At 72.7% G+C, this 19,701-nt stretch carries 20 protein-coding genes; 11 read left to right on the forward strand and 9 right to left on the reverse strand.

Features of this window, described 5'->3' with window-relative positions; all coding sequences use genetic code 11:
* Positions 1-61 precede the first annotated feature (61 nt).
* Positions 62-766, forward strand: coding sequence for a uracil-DNA glycosylase (locus BJ965_RS29185; RefSeq protein WP_184912606.1), 705 nt, complete (start codon positions 62-64; stop codon positions 764-766).
* Here BJ965_RS29185 and BJ965_RS29190 read toward each other — a convergent pair.
* Positions 763-1,419, reverse strand: a complete 657-nt coding sequence (locus tag BJ965_RS29190) for a GntR family transcriptional regulator (protein ID WP_184912609.1) — start codon at positions 1,417-1,419, stop codon at positions 763-765. The genes BJ965_RS29185 and BJ965_RS29190 overlap by 4 nt on opposite strands.
* 176 nt (positions 1,420-1,595) lie before the next feature.
* On the opposite strand from BJ965_RS29190, the gene BJ965_RS29195 reads away from it, so the two are divergent.
* Together BJ965_RS29195 and BJ965_RS29200 are read left to right on the forward strand one after the other, a co-directional pair.
* Positions 1,596-3,047 (forward strand): NCS1 family nucleobase:cation symporter-1, encoded by a 1,452-nt coding sequence (locus BJ965_RS29195; RefSeq protein WP_184912611.1) that lies wholly within the window; start codon positions 1,596-1,598, stop codon positions 3,045-3,047.
* A 5-nt stretch (positions 3,048-3,052) separates the two neighbouring features.
* The gene (locus BJ965_RS29200; protein WP_184912613.1) at positions 3,053-3,775 is read left to right on the forward strand and encodes an aspartate/glutamate racemase family protein; all 723 of its coding nucleotides are present in this window, start codon (positions 3,053-3,055) and stop codon (positions 3,773-3,775) included.
* Between the two features lies 1 nt (position 3,776).
* On the opposite strand, the gene BJ965_RS29205 is transcribed toward BJ965_RS29200, so the two are convergent.
* Together BJ965_RS29205 and BJ965_RS29210 are read right to left on the reverse strand one after the other, a co-directional pair.
* Positions 3,777-4,382, reverse strand: a complete 606-nt coding sequence (locus BJ965_RS29205; RefSeq protein ID WP_184912615.1) for a gamma carbonic anhydrase family protein — start codon at positions 4,380-4,382, stop codon at positions 3,777-3,779.
* 10 nt (positions 4,383-4,392) lie between these two features.
* Entirely contained in the window at positions 4,393-4,836 is a 444-nt protein-coding gene (locus BJ965_RS29210; RefSeq protein WP_184912617.1) for a RidA family protein, read from the reverse strand.
* Between the two features lie 151 nt (positions 4,837-4,987).
* Between BJ965_RS29210 and BJ965_RS29215 the strand changes: the two genes are divergently transcribed.
* Positions 4,988-5,752, forward strand: coding sequence for a nucleotidyltransferase domain-containing protein (locus BJ965_RS29215; protein WP_184912619.1), 765 nt, complete (start codon positions 4,988-4,990; stop codon positions 5,750-5,752).
* Here the strand turns inward: BJ965_RS29215 and BJ965_RS29220 are convergent.
* Positions 5,739-6,698 (reverse strand): expansin EXLX1 family cellulose-binding protein, encoded by a 960-nt coding sequence (locus BJ965_RS29220; protein ID WP_184912621.1) that lies wholly within the window; start codon positions 6,696-6,698, stop codon positions 5,739-5,741. The two genes, BJ965_RS29215 and BJ965_RS29220, sit on opposite strands and share 14 nt — an antisense overlap.
* A gap of 298 nt (positions 6,699-6,996) precedes the next feature.
* Here BJ965_RS29220 and BJ965_RS29225 point away from each other — a divergent pair, with 298 nt between their 5' ends.
* Entirely contained in the window at positions 6,997-8,889 is a 1,893-nt protein-coding gene (locus tag BJ965_RS29225) for an FUSC family protein (RefSeq protein WP_184912623.1), read from the forward strand.
* 103 nt (positions 8,890-8,992) lie between these two features.
* On the opposite strand, the gene BJ965_RS29230 is transcribed toward BJ965_RS29225, so the two are convergent.
* Positions 8,993-9,946 carry an endonuclease/exonuclease/phosphatase family protein gene (locus BJ965_RS29230; protein WP_184912625.1) on the reverse strand — a complete coding sequence of 318 codons (954 nt, stop codon included), beginning with the start codon at positions 9,944-9,946 and terminating at the stop codon, positions 8,993-8,995.
* A gap of 134 nt (positions 9,947-10,080) precedes the next feature.
* On the opposite strand from BJ965_RS29230, the gene BJ965_RS29235 reads away from it, so the two are divergent.
* The 3 genes from BJ965_RS29235 to BJ965_RS29245 all read left to right on the forward strand — a co-directional run bounded on the left by BJ965_RS29235 (position 10,081) and on the right by BJ965_RS29245 (position 12,571).
* Positions 10,081-11,445, forward strand: a complete 1,365-nt coding sequence (locus BJ965_RS29235; RefSeq protein WP_184912627.1) for an amidohydrolase — start codon at positions 10,081-10,083, stop codon at positions 11,443-11,445.
* 98 nt (positions 11,446-11,543) lie between these two features.
* Complete coding sequence (locus BJ965_RS29240; protein WP_184912629.1) at positions 11,544-12,233, forward strand: DUF899 domain-containing protein; 690 nt, start codon at positions 11,544-11,546, stop codon at positions 12,231-12,233.
* 155 nt (positions 12,234-12,388) lie between these two features.
* Positions 12,389-12,571: a hypothetical protein gene (locus tag BJ965_RS29245; protein ID WP_184912631.1), complete on the forward strand. Its 183-nt coding sequence runs from the start codon at positions 12,389-12,391 to the stop codon at positions 12,569-12,571.
* 9 nt (positions 12,572-12,580) lie between these two features.
* On the opposite strand, the gene BJ965_RS29250 is transcribed toward BJ965_RS29245, so the two are convergent.
* The 3 genes from BJ965_RS29250 to BJ965_RS29260 all read right to left on the reverse strand — a co-directional run bounded on the left by BJ965_RS29250 (position 12,581) and on the right by BJ965_RS29260 (position 15,945).
* On the reverse strand, positions 12,581-14,536 hold the full coding sequence (locus BJ965_RS29250; RefSeq protein WP_184912633.1) for an ABC transporter ATP-binding protein: 1,956 nt from the start codon (positions 14,534-14,536) through the stop codon (positions 12,581-12,583).
* A 261-nt stretch (positions 14,537-14,797) separates the two neighbouring features.
* On the reverse strand, positions 14,798-15,232 hold the full coding sequence (locus BJ965_RS29255) for a hypothetical protein (protein ID WP_184912635.1): 435 nt from the start codon (positions 15,230-15,232) through the stop codon (positions 14,798-14,800).
* On the reverse strand, positions 15,229-15,945 hold the full coding sequence (locus BJ965_RS29260; protein WP_221513246.1) for an ATP-binding protein: 717 nt from the start codon (positions 15,943-15,945) through the stop codon (positions 15,229-15,231). The genes BJ965_RS29255 and BJ965_RS29260 overlap by 4 nt, the downstream gene beginning before the upstream one ends.
* A gap of 217 nt (positions 15,946-16,162) precedes the next feature.
* Here BJ965_RS29260 and BJ965_RS29265 point away from each other — a divergent pair, with 217 nt between their 5' ends.
* From BJ965_RS29265 to BJ965_RS29275, 3 genes are all read left to right on the forward strand, one after another.
* Complete coding sequence (locus tag BJ965_RS29265) at positions 16,163-17,023, forward strand: helix-turn-helix domain-containing protein (protein WP_184912639.1); 861 nt, start codon at positions 16,163-16,165, stop codon at positions 17,021-17,023.
* Positions 17,024-17,278: a DUF397 domain-containing protein gene (locus BJ965_RS29270; protein WP_030852880.1), complete on the forward strand. Its 255-nt coding sequence runs from the start codon at positions 17,024-17,026 to the stop codon at positions 17,276-17,278.
* A 134-nt stretch (positions 17,279-17,412) separates the two neighbouring features.
* Positions 17,413-18,225 carry an SAM-dependent methyltransferase gene (locus BJ965_RS29275; protein WP_184912641.1) on the forward strand — a complete coding sequence of 271 codons (813 nt, stop codon included), beginning with the start codon at positions 17,413-17,415 and terminating at the stop codon, positions 18,223-18,225.
* A gap of 36 nt (positions 18,226-18,261) precedes the next feature.
* Here the strand turns inward: BJ965_RS29275 and pdxR are convergent, their stop codons facing one another.
* Positions 18,262-19,674, reverse strand: coding sequence for a MocR-like pyridoxine biosynthesis transcription factor PdxR (pdxR, locus tag BJ965_RS29280; protein ID WP_184912644.1), 1,413 nt, complete (start codon positions 19,672-19,674; stop codon positions 18,262-18,264).
* Between the last annotated feature and the right edge of the window lie 27 nt (positions 19,675-19,701).

The raw sequence follows: 19,701 nt of genomic DNA on the forward strand, positions 1-19,701 counted from the left end.
GCGGCCGCCGCGGACCCGCCCCCATGACGACGGTGACCCCACCTGCGCCTACGGTGGAGTGATGGACGCCAGCGGCCTGCCCCTCCTCGACCGGCGCATCACGGACTGCCGGGCCTGCCCGCGGCTGGTCTCCTGGCGCGAGGAGACGGCCCGTGCCAAGCGAGCGGCCTTCGCGGACTGGACGTACTGGGCCCGGCCGGTCCCCGGTTTCGGGCCGGTGGACGCCCGGCTGCTGATCGTGGGACTCGCCCCCGCCGCCCACGGCGGCAACCGCACCGGCCGGATGTTCACCGGCGACCGCTCCGGGGACGTCCTCTACGAGGCGCTGTACGACGTGGGCCTCGCCTCCCAGCCGACCGCCGTGCACGCCCATGACGGCCTGGAGCTGTACGGCGTGCGCGTCACCTCGCCCGTGCACTGCGCCCCGCCCGCCAACAAACCCACCCCCGAGGAACGGGACACCTGCCGTCCCTGGCTCGTGCAGGAACTGCGGCTGCTGCGCCCGACCCTGCGGGCCGTGGTCGTGCTCGGCGCCTTCGGATGGCAGGCCGCGCTGCCCGCGTTCGCCGAGGCCGGCTGGCCCGTGCCCCGGCCGCGCCCCGCCTTCTCGCACGGTGCCCGCTTCCGTCTCGACGGCCTGGAGCTCTACGGCTGCTACCACGTCAGCCAGCGCAACACCTTCACCGGACGGCTCACCCCCACCATGCTGCGGGACGTCCTGCGGACGGCCGGGCGGGCGGCGGGCCTGACCACCGGAAGCGGCTAGGGGGCCGCCTCCTCGCCGAACAGGTGGCGCACCGTGGAGCGGTAGTTGGTCCGCACGTGCGTCAGCGCGTGCGCACGGGCCCGCTCCGGGTCGCCCGAGGCGATCGCCTCGTACAGCTCACGGTGCTCCACGAGGAGCTGGGGCCACTCCTCGTTGCGCCGGGTCATCCACCGCAGCCGCCCGGCGACCGGTTCCAGGGCCTCGGTCAGCAGGCTGTTGCCGGCCATCGCCACGATGCGGTCGTGCAGCCGGCTGTTGACGTCGGTGATCGCCTCGGCGTCCCCGGCCTCGGTGGCGGCGGCGGCACGGTCGATCAGCTCCTGGACCTCGGCCAGGTCCTCCTGTGTCGCGCGGGACGCGGCGAGTCCGGCGGCGTAGACCTCCAGGGCTTCTCGCAGTTCGAACAGTTCCTTGACGTCGGTCGGAGTGAGGCGGCGTACTACCGTGCGGCGGGGTGTCTCGAAGTGGACGAAGCCCTCCGCCACGAGGGCCCGGATCGCCTCCCGGACCGGCACGCGCGACACACCGAAACGCTCCGCCAGTTCGCGTTCGACCAGGCGGTCTCCCGGACGGAGGCTGCCCGCGATGATCTCCTGGCGCAGATCGGCCGTGACGCGTTCGCGTACCGCTCCGAGGGGTTCGATCTTCGTCATGCAGCCCATCTTCGTCGACGCGAGGGGTCTTTTACGCAGCGTTAACAAGAGCGATATCGGTCGGAACGGTTGACGACGAGACCATGACGCAGTTTGGTATACCAAACACCTCGCAGGGTGGCCGTCCGCAGCCCTGTAGAGCAGTCCTCCGTCGTCCCCTTGCTCTGGAGGCCCCCGTGTCCCTCGCCGATCGCGCCGCGACCACCGGCACCCCAGCGTTCGTCCCCGATCCCAGACTCACCAACGAAGACCTCGCGCCCGCGAAGAAGCGCAACTGGAAGGTCTTCGACCTCTTCGCGATGTGGATGTCCGACGTCCACAACCTCGGCAACTACACCTTCGCCGCCGGACTGCTCTTCCTCGGCATGAACGTCTGGCAGATCTTCACGTCCCTGCTCGTCGGGTTCGTGATCATCTACATCGGCATGAACTGGATGGGGAAGATCGGCCAGCGCCACGGTGTGCCCTTCCCGGTGGTCAGCCGGATCGCCTTCGGCATCTGGGGCGCCAACATCCCGGCGCTGATCAGGGCCGTGATCGCCATCATGTGGTACGGCATCCAGACCTACCTCGCCTCCGTCGCCGTCAACGTGATGCTGCTGGCGGCCTGGCCCGGCCTGGAGTCGTGGACGCACAACTCGTTCCTTGGCCTGGACGCGCTGGGCTGGGTCTCCTTCATCGCCCTGTGGCTGGTCCAAGCGGCCATCATCAGCCGGGGCATGGAATCGGTCCGCAAGTTCCAGGACTTCTGCGGCCCGGCGATCTGGCTCGTGATGATCGCGCTGGCCGTATGGGTCCTCTACAAGGCCGGCTGGACGATCTCCCTCACCTCCACCCCGCACCCGGTCTCCGTCGGCGAGCAGTGGCGCCAGTGGTTCGGCGCGATCGGCCTGGTCCTCGCCACGTACGGCACCCTGATGCTCAACTTCTGCGACTTCTCGCGCTTCGCCCCCGACTACAAGTCGGTCAGGCGCGGCAACTTCTGGGGCCTGCCCATCAACTCCACGGCCTTCGTGATCGTGTCGGTCATCGTCACCGCCGGCGCCTTCGAGGTCATCGGCAAGGAGATCACCGACCCCGCCTACCTGGTCGCCGAGATCGGCAACACCTGGGTGCTGGTGGTGGGCGCGCTGACCTTCGCCATCGCCACCATGGGCGTCAACATCGTCGCCAACTTCGTCTCACCGGCGTACGACCTGGCCAACGTCTGGCCGCAGAAGATCACCTTCAGGGTCGGCGGGATGATCAGCACCGTCGCGGCGCTGCTCGTGACCCCCTGGAACCTCTTCTCCAACCCGACCGTCGTCAACTACTTCCTCGGCGGCCTCGGCGCCTTCCTCGGCCCGCTGTTCGGCGTGATCATGGTCGACTACTACTGGGTCAAGCGCGGCCGCGTGAACGTGGACGAGCTGTTCGACGCCTCTCCCGGCGCCCGCTACCACTACCGCAAGGGCTTCAACCCCAAGGCGCTGTGGGCGTTCCTGCCGGCGGCCGGGGTCGCGGCGGTGCTCGCACTGGTGAAGACCTTCAGCGACGTCGCCCCGTACTCCTGGTTCATCGGCACGGCGCTCGCCGCCGGCCTGTACGCGGCCCTGTGCCGTCCCGAGCGTGCCACCGCGGAGGTCTGAGAGACGTGCGGATCGTCGTCACCAACTGCAACACCACGCAGGAGATGACCGAGGAGATCGTGCGAGGTGCCCGGGCCGCCGCAGGCCCGGGCACCACCGTCAGCGGACTGACCCCGGCCTGGGGGCCGGCGTCCGCGGAGGGCTGGCTCGACAGCTACCTGTCCGCCGCGGCCGTCCTGGACACGCTGCGGACCTACGACGGACCACCGTACGACGCCGTGGTCATGGCCGGATTCGGGGAGCACGGGAGGGAGGGCGTACGGGAACTGGTCGACGCGCCGGTCGTCGACATCACCGAGGCCGCGGCGCATCTGGCCTGCCTGCTGGGCCGCCGCTACGGCGTGGTGACCACGCTGGAACGCTCGCGCGGCCAGATCGAGGACAGTCTGGAGACGGCCGGCGTGGCGCGGAACTGCGCCGCGATCGTCGGCACGGGCCTGCACGTGCTCGACCTCGGCGACGAGGAACGGACCGAGACGGCGTTCCTGGCCGCCGCCGAACGCGCCTGCGCCGCCGGGGCGGAGGTCCTCGTCCTGGGCTGCGCCGGCATGACCGGGCTGCAACGGGTCGTCGGGGAGAAGCTGGGGCTGCCGGTCGTCGACGGGGTCGCCGCGGCCGTCAAGCTGGCGGAGTCGCTGGTGGCGCTGGGCCTCACGACCAGCAGGATCGGGACCTACGCCGAGCCGCTGCCCAAACGGCGGGTGTGGGGCAGGCCCGAACCGCGGTGACTCAGGCCGGGCCGTCGAGGGTGACGTCGTCGTGATGGGCCCCGTAGAGCCGTGTCTGCCGGGCCATCACCTCCCGCATCGGCGTGCCGCGCGGGATGCCGTACACCGTCCCGGGGAAGTCCAGCGCCTCCTGGATCTGCCAGAGTTCGTCGTGCTCCCCGGGAGCGAAGAGCCGGGCCCGGGGCGCGCCCGCCGCGATCCAGCCGATGGGCAGGACGGTGCCGGGCGGCAGCACGGAGTTGACGTGCAGCACGCTGTGGATCCGCAGCTCCGAGCCGGCGCCCGCGACGGCCCCCGGGAAGACGCAGGCGCCGGTGGCCACGAAGACCTCGTCCTCCAGAGTCGCCCCGTTGACATGGGCGTGCGGGCCGACGAGCACCGCGTCCCCGATCACGGCGGGGTGCGCGGACCGCCCCCGCACCAGCGCGTTCTCCATGACGACGACGTCCGACCCGACCCGCACCTCCCCGTCCTCCGCCGTGAGCACGGCGCCGTGCAGCACCCGGCTGCGCTCACCGAGGACGACGGCCCCGCACAGGACGGCCGTCGGGGCGACGTACGCGGACTCGGGGACGACGGGACGCCGCCCGCGGTGCTCGATCAGCATGGGACTCTCCTCAGGTGGACGACCCTCCGGTGGACGACCCCTCGGCCGACGGCCCCTCGGGTACGACGGCTGTCGCCGTGATCTCCACCAGTTGTCCCGTGTACCCGAGACACGCCACGCCGATCAGCGTCGACGAGTGCGGGCCCGCACTGAGACCGGACGCCTCCACCACACTCCAGACGGCGGACAGCACGGCGGGCTCACTGCTCACGACGTACACCTCGGTCGCCACGACATGGGCCAGACCGCTCCCCACGGCCCTCAGCTGCTCCTCCAGGTTGGCGATCACCTGCTCGGCCTGCCGCACCGGATCCCCGGGACCGACCAGCTCGCCGGCGGCGTCCAGCGGCACGGACCCGGCGAGGAAGGCCAGTCTGGTGCCCGCTTCGACAACGGAGGCGTGCGCGTAGGCGGGCGGCGGGAAGAGGCTCGGGACGGTGACGCGGCGGATCACGTGGGGTCTCCGATCTGCGGGCGGCGAGAGGGCAACCCACCGATCATGCGAGGCCCGGCGCACGGGCGCACCCGTATTTCGTTTCACGGTGGTCGAGCCGTCCCTCTACGCTGCCCGAGCCCGCACCGTCCGTCCGTCCGGGAGCCGCACCGTGCCCGCCTTCCTCGACACCGTCGCAGACCGTCTCGCCCTGCTCCCCGCCGTCGAGGCCGTCACTCTCGGCGGCTCCCGGGCCCAGGGCGCCGAACGGCCCGACAGCGACTGGGACCTGGCGGTCTACTACCGCGGTGCCTTCGACCCGGCCGATCTCCGCGCGGTCGGCTGGGAGGGCGAGGTCTGCGAGCTCGGCGCGTGGGGCGGCGGCGTCTTCAACGGAGGGGCCTGGCTGACGATCGAGGGCCGTAGCGTCGACGTGCACTACCGTGATCTGGACGTCGTCGAGCACGAGGTGGCGGAAGCGGAGGCGGGCCGCTTCCGTGTCGAGCCCCTCATGTTCCACCTGGCGGGCATCCCGACGTACCTGCTCGTCGCAGAACTCGCGATCAACAAGGTGCTGCGGGGTGAACTGCCGCGCCCGGACGCCTATCCGCGGGCCCTGCGCGAGAGCGCCCCGGCGCACTGGCACGGCATGGCCGCGGCCACCCTCGCCTACGCCAGGGCCGGCCACGCCCCGAAGAACGCAGCCACCCAGGTCGCGGGCGCGATCGCCCTCGCCGCGGCACAGACCGCGCACGCGGTGCTGGCGGGGCGCGGGGAATGGGTCACCAACGAGAAGGGGCTGGTGGCGCGGGCAGGCCTGGCGGAAGTGGACGCGGTCGTACGCGGCCTCACGGACGGCCCGGCCGCACTCGCCCGGGCCGTCACCGACGCGGAGACGCTCCTCGCCGGGGCCGTGGCAGCCGTCACCGCCGGGTGAACTGGACGCGGGTCGGCTGGGCGGTGTCCGGACGGACGGCGATGCCGTCGACGGTGAGCTGTTCGCCGTAGATGTCGGTGAGCCGGAGGGAGCCGCCGCAGCCGGTGCCGTCGGGGGAGAGGAAGTAGTTGTACTCGGTACGCGTCAGCCGGCTCCAGCCGCCGCCCGTCCTGACCTCCAGCCGGGCCAGCGGGTTGCGGTGGCCGAGCGCCTGGATGCCGCACCAGTGGCGGCTGGAGCCGGTCTTGTAGCGGACCGAGACCGTGTCGGACGTGCTCGGGCTCAGCAGGCTCCAGGTGATCGGTATCCGCCCCGCGGAGAGGCCCGCGAGTTTCGCGAAGGCCTCCTTGCTGAGGTCGAGTTGCCCCGGCGCGCAGGGCAGCGGGCACTCGTTGGTGATCCGGACGGTGACGGAGGCGCCGCTCGCCGCGCGGACCAGGATGTACGCCCCGCACGCCTGGGACGTCTCGTAGTCGGCGTGGTTCATGGCCGCGACCATGAGGTCGGGGCTCGGGCCGTACAGGCAGGCGCCGTCACCGTCCTTGGCGTCGTAGTGGGTGGCGACGCCGTCGTAGGTGGCCCCGGGCTTGATCCGGCCCGCCAGGGGAGCCGCGCCGGACGCCGGGCGCGGCGCGGGCGACCGGGTGGCGGCGGGCGAGGGCCGCGCCGACGGGGTGGTCGGGGAGACCGCGGTGGCCGGGGTGCGCCTCGGAGTCGGGGACGCCGAGGAGGGCTTCGGTGCCGGCGTCGGCTTGCGTGTCGCCGTCGAGGCGCTCGGGCTGGTGCCGGCCGTCGTCCCGGCGGCCGTCCGTACCGTGTCCGGTTCGCCGCCCGGGCGCAGGACGATCACGAGGGAGACGAGCAGTCCCACCGCTGTCACGGCGACGGCCCAGAGGAGGGCCGTGCGTCGCTTGCGGAGGGGACGACGGTGGGATGCGGATGCCACGGATGAGTCCTTCGGGTCCTTGCGTGGTTCAGGAGAACGCGCGCTCACAACCCACCAGTGGTCGCCGGGGCCGAAAAGGTTGCCGTGCCCCGGCCATTGATCGCCCCGGTTGTCGATCGCGGGCTATCGATCGCCCCGGTTCTTGATTGCGTACATAAAGAACGCCGGTTCCGAGCCGTCCGACACGTTCCGGAAACCTATCCTCCAGGAACCCCACCTACCGTGGACAGCCACACCCCGCCCCGGCCACCGTCGCCCGAAGGCCCACCCCTGCCCTCGCCGAGACGACAGGAGCCCCGTGTCCCGCCGCATCGCCCCCCACCTTCCGCCCTGGCTCGCGCACGCCCTGCACGCCCAGCGGGGACCGGTGCCCTGGAGCGCGGTGACGCGGGGGGCCCTGTCCGCCGGGCCCTTGCTGCTCGTGGCCGTACAGACCGGTCACACCTCCCTCGGCGTCGTCGCCGCCATCGCCGCCATGCTGGCCGGGATCAACGACCGACCCGGGAGCCGGCGCGTCTCCGTCAAGCGGATCGGGGTGCCCGCCCTGGGCGGTGCGGTGGGACTCGTGGTCGGTACGTACACCGGGCAGGGGACCGGGGCGGTCGTGCTCACGGTGGTGCTCACGGCCGTCGGGCTCGTCGCCGGGGGGATGAGCGCCGTCGGGCCCGTCGCGTCCGCCGTCGGCACGCAGCTGCTCGTCGGCGCGGCGATCGGCGCCGGGATGCCCCTGCCGGAACCGGGATGGGAGCGGGCGCTCGCCTATCTCGCCGGAGCGGGCTGGCTGCTCGTGCTGCGGCTCGTCCTGCCCACGCCCGGCGCCCTCGCCGGTGACTTCCGGTTCGACGGGGAACGGGAGGCCGTGGCCGGTGTCTACGAGGCCGTCGCCGAGCTGCTCGACGCCGTCGGCGGGCCGGACGCCATCCGCCGCCGGGCCGCGCTGACCGCCGCCCTCGACCACGCCCAGGACGCCCTCGCCGGGCCCCGGCTGCGGAGGTACGCCTCCTCCTCCACCGAGCGGCGGCTGCACGCGCAGTACGCCGCGGCCCTGCCCCTCGCCGAAGCCGCCACCGCCCTCGCCTGGGCCGAGGAGGCCGTCGCCGAGCGGGCCTCCGAAGGACCCCGGCGGCTCGCCGCGGCCGTACGAGGCAACACCCTCACCGGGCCGCTGCCCGCACCGTCCCGTTCGGCGCCGGCCCTGCGCGCCCTCGACGACGCCCTCCTGCACGCCGCCGAGGTGTTCGACCAGGGCCGGGGCGGCGATCTGCACACCCGGCCGCGCGGTGCCGGGGACCGGCTGCGCGCCGCCTTCGGCACCGCCGGACGCGAGTACGGGCTCCGCGTCGCCCTCTGCTTCGGCGCGAGCTCGGCGGTCGCCCAGGCCCTGCACCAGAGCCAGTGGTACGGGCAGCACGAGCACTGGTACTGGCTGCCCGCCACCGCCGTGTTCCTGGTCAAGCCCGACCTCGGACCGCTCGTCTCGCGCGTGCTGAACCGGGCCGCCGGAACCGTCCTCGGGGCGCTGCTCTTCGCCGGGCTCGCCGCCGTCCTGCCCCGACCGGAAGGCCTCATCGCGCTCGTCGCCCTCAGCGGGGCGCTCATCCCCGTCGCCACCCGGCACTTCGCCGCCCAGACCGCCGTCGCCACCGTCCTCGTCCTGGCGCTCGTCATGGTCGGCGGCGAACCCCAGGCCTCCGCTGGGCGGATCGGCGAGACGCTGCTGGCCTGCGCGATCGTGCTGATCACCGGGCACCTGCCGATGCCCGGACAGCGCGGCGGGACAGTGCGCGCCCGGCTCGCGGCGGCGGGCGACGCCGCGTACGCCTACCTCACGCACGTGCTCGACGAGGCCGACGCCCCGCGCATCGGGACCGCCGGCACCCCTTCCGGCCACCGCGCCACCCGCTGGACCCTGCGCCGCGAGGCCTACCGCACCCTGGCCGAGGCCCGCTCGGCGATCTCCCTCGCCGCGCACGAACTGCCCGCCCTCGCCCGGCACACCGAGGGCGCGGACGAGGTGGCCGACCTCCTCGAACGCCTCGTCGACACGACGACCGCGTGCGCCGTGCACCTCGACGACACCGGCCGGATCGGGCCCCGCCACCAGGAACGCCTCACGGCCGTCCTCGCCGAACTCGCCGGACGGGGAGAACGGGTGGGACTCCGGCCGCCCCGGACACCCCTCGCCGGCTAGCACGCCCGGCCGCGCCGCCCTGCGCCGCGCCGACCCGTCGGCGGCATCGCCCGCCGGTCCGCCGTCCGCGCGGTCGCGACCGATCCGGCAAGGCCACCGGGGCTCAGCCGTCGACCCGCACCCACACCGGAGCGTGGTCCGAGCCGGGTTCGCCCCGACGCTCCGAGGGGTCCGGACCGACCGACGGCAGGCCGGGCGGGCCCTCGCCGGGAAGGCCCGTGCCCGCCTGGATCGCCCGGTGCACCAGGCGGTGGCTCAGCAGCACATGGTCGATCAGCTCGCGCCGCCCGGAGTTCACCCGGGACCAGCGCTGCCCGGGCGGGATGAGCGGGGCCACGTCCCACAGCCGCGTCGCATCGCCCCGGTCGGGCCGGTCGTACCCCGGGGTGCCGATCTCCGAGCCGGGCGGGCCGAGCAGGATCTGCGTGGTCGCCGCCTGCACCTCGTCGTTCAGGTCGCCCAGGACGGCGACGTCCCGCGCCCGCCCGTCACCGGCCAGCAGTTCGTCCGCGAGCGCGCGCAGTGCCGTCGCCTCGGCCGCCCGGCGGTACAGGGCGTAGGCGCCGTAGCGGGCCCGTTCGCCCTCGTCGCGCGGCTGGAACCGCCCGTCCGGATACGACAGCAGCTTCGACTTCAGATGACAGACCGCCACCCGCAGCGGCCCGTCCCCGCCCTCGACCTCCACGGCCAGGACGCCCCGCCCCGCCTGTCCCGCCGTCAGCCCCGAATCGTCCGCCTGGACGGGACGCAAGTCCGCCGGGAACGCCCGCGTGTCGGCCACCACGGTCATGGGCGTACGGCTGAGGAACCCGACCCGTATGCCCCGGCTGTCCGCATGCTCCGACAGGGCGACGTGCCAGTCGTCGTCGAGCATCCCGGCCAGGTCCTTCAAGGCCTCCGGGTCGCCCACCTCCTGCACCCCGAGCAGGGTCGGATCGAGTTCGGTGATCGCGGCGGCGAGCGCGGCGAGCTTCGCCCCGTACCCGGCCTCGTCGTGCGGGCCGTACGGGCCTCCGGGCCGGTAGAGATTCTCCAGGTTCCAGGTGCCGAGGAGCATGCCGGGCTCCTTTCAGAAGCCGACAGTCGGGGTGGTGAGGCCAGGGTGCGCGCCCGGCCCGCCCCGCGACAGAGCCGTGACGGGAAGTGCGGTTCGGCTCATGCCGCCCTACGACGCCGTCGTACGTTGGCGTGATGACGCCTTCTGCCGCGGACAGTCCCGTCGACCTCATCATCAGCGCATGTACCGTCCTCGTGCACGACGATCAAGAGCGCATCGGGTTCGCGGAGGACGCCGCGATCGTCGTACGGGGCGGGATCGTCGAGGCGGTCACGACCACGGCGGAAGCCGCGGAGCTGCCCGCTGCCGAGCGGATCGACGCCCGTGGCCAGGCCGCCCTGCCCGGCCTGATCAACTGTCACACGCACGCGCCGATGGTCGCGCTGCGCGGCCTCGCCGAGGACCTTCCCACCGAGGAGTGGTTCAACGACGTCGTCTGGCCCGTCGAGTCCAACCTCACGGAGCGGGACGTCGAGCTGGGGGCGCGGCTCGCCTGCGCCGAGATGATCCGCGCGGGCGTCACCTGCTTCGCCGACCACTACTTCGCCATGGACGCGGTGGCGCGAGTGGTCGCGGACTGCGGTATGCGGGCGCTGCTCGGGGAGGCCTTCTTCTCCTCGCAGGGCCCCGAAGGCCTGGAGCGGTCACTGGAGTTCGCGCTGCGGCAGCGCGGAGCGGCCGGCGGCCGGATCACCACCGCGCTCGCACCCCACGCCCCCTACACGGTCGAGGACACCGACCTCGCCACCACCGCCGAGCTCGCCCGCACGCACGGCCTGACCGTGCACCTGCACGCCGCCGAGAATCGCGACCAGACCGAGACCAGCCTGGCCCGCCACGGCGCCACCCCGATCGAGGTCCTGGAGCGCACCACCCTCCTCCACACGGACCTGCTCCTCGCCCACGGCACCGGCATCGTCGACAGCGACCTCCCCCTCCTGGAGCGGGCCGACGGCCGTACGGCCGTCGCCACCGCGCCCCGCGGTTACCTCAAGTTCGCCTGGCCCGACACCACGCCGGTCCGCGCCCTGCGCGACATCGGTGTCGACGTCGGCCTCGCCACCGACGGCGCCGCCTCCAACAACTCCCTCGACGTGTGGGAGTCCATGGCCCTCACCTCGCTGGTCCAGAAGTCGTCCCAGGGTGATCCCCGGCGGCTGACCTCCCGCCAGGCCCTGCACCACGCCACCCTGCAGAGCGCGCGTGCCGTGGGTCTCGGTGACAGCACCGGCAGCATCGCGCCCGGCCGGCGGGCCGACATCGTCCTGGTCGACCTGACCGGGCCGCACACCCGGCCCGTCCACGACCTCGCCGCCACCCTCGTGCACAGTGCCCGTTCCTCCGACGTCCGCACCACGATCGTCGACGGGCGGACCCTGATGCGCGACCGGGAGCTGCTGACGATCGACGTGCCGGAGGTGGCACGGGAACTGGAGGATCGCCTGCCCGCGCTCGTCGACCGCAGCCACGGCCGCCGCATCCAGCGGTACGACACCTGAGGCACGACGAGACATCGGAGAAATTCCCCCGGGCAGCGATGAGTTGCGACCCTCCCGACGGTCACCACCCCGGACGGACCGTTGTCACAGGAGGGCCCATGTCGCTTCCGGAGATCGTCTCGCGCGGCGAATGGCGCGCGGCGCGCGCCGAACTGCTGCTCAAGGAGAAGGCCGTCACCCGCGCGCGGGACGCGCTCAACGCCGAGCGGCGCGGACTGCCCATGGTGGAGGTCGACGAGGAGTACGTGTTCGAGGGCGGCAACGGCAAGGCCACGCTGCTCGACCTGTTCGAGGACCGGCGCCAGCTCGTCGTCTACCACTTCATGTTCGCGCCCGAGTGGGACGCGGGCTGCCGCAGCTGCTCCGGATTCCTGGACCAAGTGGGGCATCTCGCCCATCTCCACGCCCGCGACACGTCGTTCGCGGCCGTGTCCCGCGCGCCCTACCCGAAGATCCTGCCGTTCAAGGCGCGGATGGGCTGGACGCCGCCCTGGTATTCGTCGTACGGCAGCGGCTTCAACCGCGACTTCGAGGTGACCCTCGAGCAGGAGGGCGAGCTCGTCGAGCGGCCCGGCCTCAGCTGCTTCCTGCGGGACCGCGAGCGGGTCTTCCACACGTACACGACGTATGAGCGCGGCCTCGACGGCCTGGGCTCCACCACCAGCCTGCTGGACCTCACCGCACTCGGCCGGCAGGAGGAGTGGGAGGAACCCAAGGGGCGCGCGTCGGCCTTCGGGGCGCCTGCGGGAAGTGAGCGCATCCGGTATCACGACGAGTACGAAGGCTGATACGGAAAGTGAACATATCCGCCAAGAGGCTGAGAGGTTGGTCACACTTGGCGGTGAACGCGTGTCAACTACGTCTCAGAACCGTCACTTCGTGAGCCGTTCACCCCATCGTTGGCGTTTAACTCTACGAGTACAGCGCTACATGGAGGTGCAGGGTGAACGGGCGAACGGTGCTCGAGCGCTTTCCCGCCGGTGGGCCGCGCGGCTCCTGGCCTGCGGAGGAGTTCGCGCAGGCGCGGCGCCGCGAAGGCCTGCCCGCCGAGGTCGTCATGGACCTCGCCACGGACATGTTCCTGGTGATCGTCCGCAGCGGGGACGTGGCCGACGCGACCGCCTGAGGTGTGCCGTCAGCCCGCCTTCGGCGCCGGCACCTTCCTGACCGGCGCGGGTGACGGGGCGAACTGCTCCGCCTGGAGCGCGTACAGCTCGGCGTAGAGCCCGCCGGTCGCCAGCAGCTCCTCCGGCGTTCCGGACTCCACGAGTCGGCCCTGGTCCAGGACGTGCACCAGATCCGCGTGCCGTACGGACGCCAGTCGGTGCGTGATCAGTACGACCGTCTGGCCGCTGTCGGCCAGGGCGCGGATCCGCTCGAAGACCTCCAGTTCGGCCCGGGCGTCCAGGGCCGCCGTCGGCTCGTCCACGATCAGGATGCGGCCCCTGCGGTAGGCCGCCCGGGCGATGCCCAGCCGCTGCCACTGGCCACCCGACAGCTCGTGTCCGCCGCTGAAGTTGCGGGCGAGCAGCGTGTCCAGGCCGCGCGGCAGATCCGCGATCACCGCCTCCGCCCCGGCCTCCGCGACCGACGTGGCCAGCCGGTCCTCGCACAGGGGCACCGAGGTGCGTCCCAGGGCGACGTTCACCCGGGCCGTGAACGGCCACCGCTTGAAGTCCTGCGCCACCATCGCGATCCGCTCGGCCAGCCGGTGCCGGTCGGCGGTCGCCGCGTCCACGCCGTCCCACAGGATCCGCCCCCGCTCCGGCCGGTAGAGCCCGGCGAGCAACTTGACCAGGGTGGTCTTGCCGGAGCCGTTCTCACCGACCAGCGCGACGATGCGGCCGAGCGGCAGGCTCAGCGTCACGTCGTCGAGCGCGGGCCGGGCCGAGTCGCCCGGGTAGCGGAACGTGACGTTCTCGAAGCGGATCTCGCGCGGGTCCTCCGGCAGCGGCGCGCCACCCGCCGGGATCGCCCACTGGTCCGCCTCGGTGTACAGCCGCTGCAGATCGCCGACGAAGAGCGCCTCCTCGTGCAGCGCGTTGACCTCCACCACGAGCGTGTCGAGGCTCTGCGAGCCGGTCCGGATCGCGATCACCGCCGTACCCGCCACCGACAGTGCCATCGCGCCCGCCAGCAGCAGCCCTCCCAGCGTCGCGTACGTCGCCACCGTCGCCAGGCCCGTCCACGCCGCCGCGATCAGGCCCGTGCGGGCGGCGAGCCCGGCCAGGCGCGCCTGCTCGGCCTCGGCCGTCTCGGACATCGCGCGAAAGTGCCGCAGCAGGAAGGAGCCCACCCCGTGCACCCGGATCTCGGGGGCCGCCTCGGGTTCGATCAGCAGGTTGCCGAGCAGCCGGCCCGCGCGGGCGTGCTGCACCCACGCGTGGAAGGACTCGTAGCGCCGCCGGGCGACGGTCAACGCGCTCCAGGCGCTCGGCAGGGTCATCGTGACCAGCAGCGGCAGCAGGGCCGGGTGCAGCACGGTCAGCACGCCCGCCGCGGCGACCAGGGAGATCATCGCGTTGATCACGCGCGTGCCGTAGGAGATCATCCGGCGTGCGGAGGCGGCGCCGTACTGCGCGGTGTCGAGCAGTTTGTGGAAGGCGTGGTCCTCGATCGCGGCCAGTTCCACGGCCGCGGCCCGCTCCAGGTACCGCTCGGTCGCCACCCGCTCCACCTTGGGCTCCAGCCGGCCGGTGGCGTAGGTGCTCGCGGCCCGCAGCAGGGCGGCGAGGAACATCACGACGGCCACCGTGACCAGGGCGGGAACGGCTCCGCGCAGCCGGTCGTCGATCGGGCCGCCGCCCATCAGACCGGCCAGCACGCTGTTGACGGCGAGCAGGGCCACCGCCTGCGCCACACCCCGGCCCGCCTCGGCGGCCAGCACGATCCGCGCGGCGCCCCGGTCGGCCTGCCGGGCCAGCTCCAGGCTGGACGCGAGCAGGGACGGCAACCGGGTGATCATGGCGCGGAAGTTCAGCTCCAGGAACGCGTCGGCGTGCTGGTTCCAGCCCATGTCGTAGCGCAGCGGCCCGCCGAAGAGCAGCCGCTCCGACTCGGACACCTCCGGCGCGGTCCGCTTCTTCCCCACCGTCGACCGACCTCCCCGTCCGGGTCCGCACGTGAACGAAGGGCCACTATCGCGGGGCGGGCGTCCGCCCGGGCAGGGCGCAGCCCGGGGCGCCGGATGCGCGCGGGCGCACGACCTGGCCGGGGGAGGCGCGGGGCGGCGCGGGGTGGTGCGGGGGTGTGGGGCCGCGCCGGGGGTGGATACGGGTTCCGTGGCGGTGGGGGGTGTGAGGCCGCCGGGTGCGGGGCCGGGTGCGGGGCCTGGGGGCGCGGGCGGGTGCCGTTATGCGCTGACCGGGCGCGACCAGGACGGGGCCGTTCCCGTCACGCGGCACAGCGCCAGGTAGAGGGGGATCGGCGGGGTGTACGGAAGCGTGCCGTCCGGGCGGTGGATCAGCTCGGGGATCTCCGGCAGGTCCGGGACGACCGCGCCGGTGACGTACCGCACCGGGGCCGGCCAATCCAGGGCGTGGTCGGAGTCGGACGGCACCAGCCACCACCAGTGCGCGTCGTCGGCGTAGACGCAGCCCACCCGGGGCAGCCGCGGCATGACCAGCGGGCCGACGCGGGCGGGGACGGCGACCGCGTCACAGCCGAGCGGGGCGGTCATGCCGTCCGGCACGGGCAGCCGCAGGGCAGGGCCCGGAGCGCGCAGTCCGCGCCGGACGCGCACCAGCGTGTCCAGGCTCAGCACGCGGCCTCCCTGCACCGGGCTCATGCGTGCCTCCGTTCTCGGTGGTGCCCCTGCGGAGGGACCACCGGGGCGCCGCGCGTATGGCGTGCCCGCGGGGTTCCGTCCCCGTCGTCCGGGTCGTCGGACGGACCCCGCTTGGGGCGGGCGCCCCAGCCCAGGTCGCCCCGCGGCCCGGCCGGATCGTCCGGGACGTCCGGACCGTTCGAGGCCTCCGGGGTGTCCGCCGTGCGGGGCAGCTCGGCCCAGACCAGCAGCCCGGGGCCGTTCTCGTGGGCACCCCAGGAATGACAGAGGGCGTCGACGAGAAGCAGTCCCCTCCCGTGCTCCTCCTCGGGCCGGGTCCGGCCGGCGGCGTGGGGCTGGCCGGGGGCGCAGCCCTCGTCGCACACGGCTATCCGCACCAGGTCGTCGCCGTCGAGCAGCTCGCACACTATGTGGGTGCTCGCCGTGTGCACGATGGCGTTGGTGACCAGCTCGGAAACCACCAGGGCCGCGCTGTCGCACGTGTCCTCGCACACCGACCAGCCCGTCAGCCGGGCCCGTGTCAGGCGTCTGGCCTGGGCGGGAGAACCCGGATGCGCGGCCAGCTCGAAACGGAACCGGCGCTCGGCAGCGGCCCCGAGGGGGGTCTCTTCCGGAGCGGCGCCAAGCCCGGGAAGGCTTGCGGCGGCATCTGTTCCTAAGGGCGCGGACGGAATCACGCTTGCCACTATCGCCCCGCCGTGAACACTTGGCAAGTGTCACTCTGAAAATTGCAGAGTGCTGTGTGGCGGTCTGGAAGGCCGTGGCACACTGCTCGCAACAGCACCCCGCGCGGCGCCAGTTGAGATCATCGAAGATTCGTTCGAAATGTTTGTTCGGATCAGTTCTTCGAATGGGTCCTCGAATGGCGCCGCCGGGCTGTCAGCGTTTCTTTTCCGGCCGGCTCGTCAGAACTCTTCGTGGAGGTGGAGCGTGAGTGAACCGCGGTCCGCGCCGACGGTCGGTCAGGTCGTTCTCGGCCGACGGCTGTTGGACCTGAGGGAACGCGCGGGGATGAAGCGCGAGGAGGCCGCGCGCATCCTCCGCGTCGCCCCCGCCACGGTCCGTCGTATGGAGATGGCCGAGGTCGCGCTCAAAATCCCCTATCTGCAACTGCTCCTCAAGGCCTACGGAATCTCCGACGAGGAAGCCGAGGCCTTCGTCCAGCTGGCCGAGGACGCCAACAGGCCCGGCTGGTGGCAGCGTTTCCACGACATCCTGCCCGACTGGTTCTCGATGTACGTGAGCCTCGAGGGCGCGGCCAGCGTCATCCGCAGTTACGAGCCCCATTTCGTCCCCGGGCTGCTGCAGACCGAGGACTACGCGCGCGGAGTGCTCCGGTCGGGCGCCATCGGCCAGACCCGGCCCGAGGACATCGAGCGCCACGTCGCCCTGCGGATGCAGCGCCAGGACCTGCTCACCCGTGAGGACGCGCCCCGGCTCTGGGTCGTGATGGACGAGACCGCGCTACGGCGCCCGGCCGGTGGCCCGGAGGTGATGCGCGCCCAGATCGACAAACTGCTCGACGCCACGAAGCTGCCCAACGTGACACTGCAGATCGCCCCGTTCGCGGGCGGGCCGCACCCGGGCACCTACGGGCCGTTCGTGCTGTTCCGATTCGCCATGGCCGAACTGCCGGACATGGTCTACAGCGAGTACCTGACCGGCGCGGTCTATCTCGACGCGCGCACCGAGGTGGCGACCCACCTCGAGGTCATGGACCGCATGGCGGCGCAGGCCGCTACGGCACATCGCACGAAGGAGATCCTCCGGGATCTCCGCAAGGAGCTGTGAATGGATCGCATCAAGCCGCGCAAACACGTCTACAACGGCATGCCCGCGCGCGACTTGGGCAGCGAAGGCTGGCACAAGCCGTGGAGCGGTGGAAACGGAGGCAACTGCCTGGAGGCGATGAAACTCGCCGACGGCCGGATCGCCCTGCGGCAGTCCACCGACCCGGACGGGCCGGCACTGATCTACACCACCGACGAGATGACGGCCTTCATCGAAGGAGCCAAGGCGGGGGAGGCGGACTTCCTGCTGTCCTGACGTGACCGCCGTTGCCGTTTCCGGCGCTCGACTTCCTCACGTTGTCTGCGTTCCTCACGTTGCCTGCGTTCCTTACGTTGTCGCTGAATCGCTGGTGCTGAATCGACCACCCTCTGTGCCTTACGGAGAGCCTCATGACCGGGCAGGACCCCACCTCGGCCGTCCAGATCGACACGACCAGACCCCACCCCGCGCGGATGTACGACTGGTACCTCGGCGGAAAGGACAACTACCCCGTTGACGAGGAGATGGGCCGGCAGATGCTCACCCTCGACCCCCGGGTGCCGGTGATGGCGCGGGTCAACCGCGCCTTCATGCACCGGACCACGCGCTGGCTGGCCCGCTGCGGCGTACGGCAGTTCCTGGACATCGGCACCGGCATCCCGACCGAGCCCAACCTCCACCAGGTCGCCCAGGAGACCGCGCCCGGCGCCCGGGTCGTCTACTGCGACAACGACCCCATCGTCCTGGCACACGCGGCGGCGCTGCTGCGCGGCACGGACGAGGGCGCGACCGAGTACCTCCAGGCCGACGTGCGCGACCCGGACGCCATCCTGGAGGGCGCGCGCAGGGTCCTGGACTTCACCCGGCCCGTCGCGCTGTCGCTCATCGCGCTGCTGCACTTCGTCTCCGACGAGGACGGCGCCCACGACCTGGTCCGCCGGCTGCTCGCCGAACTGCCCTCCGGCAGCTACCTGGTGATGACCCACGCGACCGCCGACTTCACCCCGGAGGAGTCGAAGGCGGCCACCGAGAAGCTGCGCGCCGCGGGTGTCACCCTGGCCCTGCGCTCCCGCGAGGAGTTCACCCGCTTCTTCGACGGACTCGACCTCGTCGAACCCGGCGTCGAGGTGCCGCACCAGTGGCACCCCGAGCTGGGCGAGCCCGTGCCAGGCCAGGACGACGGGGTGATCCCGGGCTACGGGGCGGTAGCGCGCAAGGCCTAGGCGCCTCGGGGCCCTCCAGGTTCCGCTTCCGGCCGGTCACGGCGGCGGCAGTGCACCGCACAGCGCCTCCAGGGCCGGACCGTAGGCGTGCTCGGAGGGGGTCGCGTACCCGACCACGAGACCGTCGTCCGCCGGCATGTCCGTCTCCGGGTGCCGGAACGCGGCGAGACCGTCGAGGGCGATGCCCTGCCAGGCGGCGGCCTTGACCGCGGACGCCTCGGTGCCGGGCGGCAGCCGCAGCACCGCGTGCAGCCCTGCCGCCACACCGGTCGCCTCGATGTGCGGCGCGTGCACGGCCAGTGCCGCGACGAGCTGGTCCCGGCGGCCGCGGTACCGCTGCCGCATCCGGCGGACATGCCGGTCGTACGATCCCGAGACGATGAAGTCCGCCAGGCTCAGCTGGTCGAGGACGCTCGCCCACGCCTCGCGCTCGCCCTTGGCGGCCAGGACGGCGCCGACGTACCGCTCGGGAAGCACCATCCAGCCCAGCCGCACCGCCGGTGACAGACTCTTGCTGACCGAGCCGATGTGGATCACGCGCTCGGGGTCGAGCCCCTGGACGGCGCCGACCGGCTTGCGGTCGTAGCGGAACTCCCCGTCGTAGTCGTCCTCCAGGATCAGCCCGTCCCGCGCGCCCGCCCAGTCGATCACCGCGGCCCGTCGCGCGGGATGCAGGGGGCCACCGGTCGGGAACTGGTGCGCCGGCGTGAGCAGCACCGCCCGCTCACGCCCCAACCGGTCGACGCGGGCCCCGTGTTCGTCGAGGGGGAGCGGCACGGTCCGTACCCCGGCGGCGGCCAGGACCTCCCGGTGGAACCCGAGCCCGTACGCCTCCACCGCCAGGGGCCCGCGCAGGACGCCGCCTGCGAACAGCAGCCGCAGCGCGTGCGCGAAACCGGAGCAGATCACGATCCGGTCCGGTGCGGTCCGCACGCCACGCGCGCGTGCCAGGTACTCCGTGAGCGCCTCCCGCAGTTCCGGCCGGCCGGCGGGGTCGCCCGGCCCGAACACCTCGTTGGGCGCCTGCTGGAGGGCCCGCCGGTAGGAGGCCAGCCAGGCGGTGCGCGGGAACGCCGAGACGTCCGGAGTTCCCTGCATCAGGTCGTGCCGGGGACCACGCGCGCGTGGGGGCGCCTTCTTGGGCACGCGGGCGGCGGGCCGCAGCGGCTCGGCCCGCGCCGCGACCCTGGTCCCCGAGCCCTGCCGGGCGGTGAGCCAGCCCTCGGCGACCAGCTCCGCGTACGCGTCCGCCACCGTGTTGCGGGCGACACCGAGGTCCGCCGCGAGCGAGCGGTACGGCGGCAGCCGGGTGCCCGGCGCGAGCCTCCCGCTGCGCACGGCCTCGCGCAGTGCCCGGATCAGTGCCGCCCGCCTGCCGCCCGGCCCGGTCAGCTCCAGATGCAGGTCGGACCCGATCCGCTCCGCTGAATTGACCCAGGAATCAGCCATGGGAATGCACCCTACAGTGGGTCTTTC

The sequence above is a fragment of the Streptomyces luteogriseus genome, from assembly GCF_014205055.1.
In the GTDB taxonomy this organism is placed as follows: domain Bacteria; phylum Actinomycetota; class Actinomycetes; order Streptomycetales; family Streptomycetaceae; genus Streptomyces; species Streptomyces luteogriseus.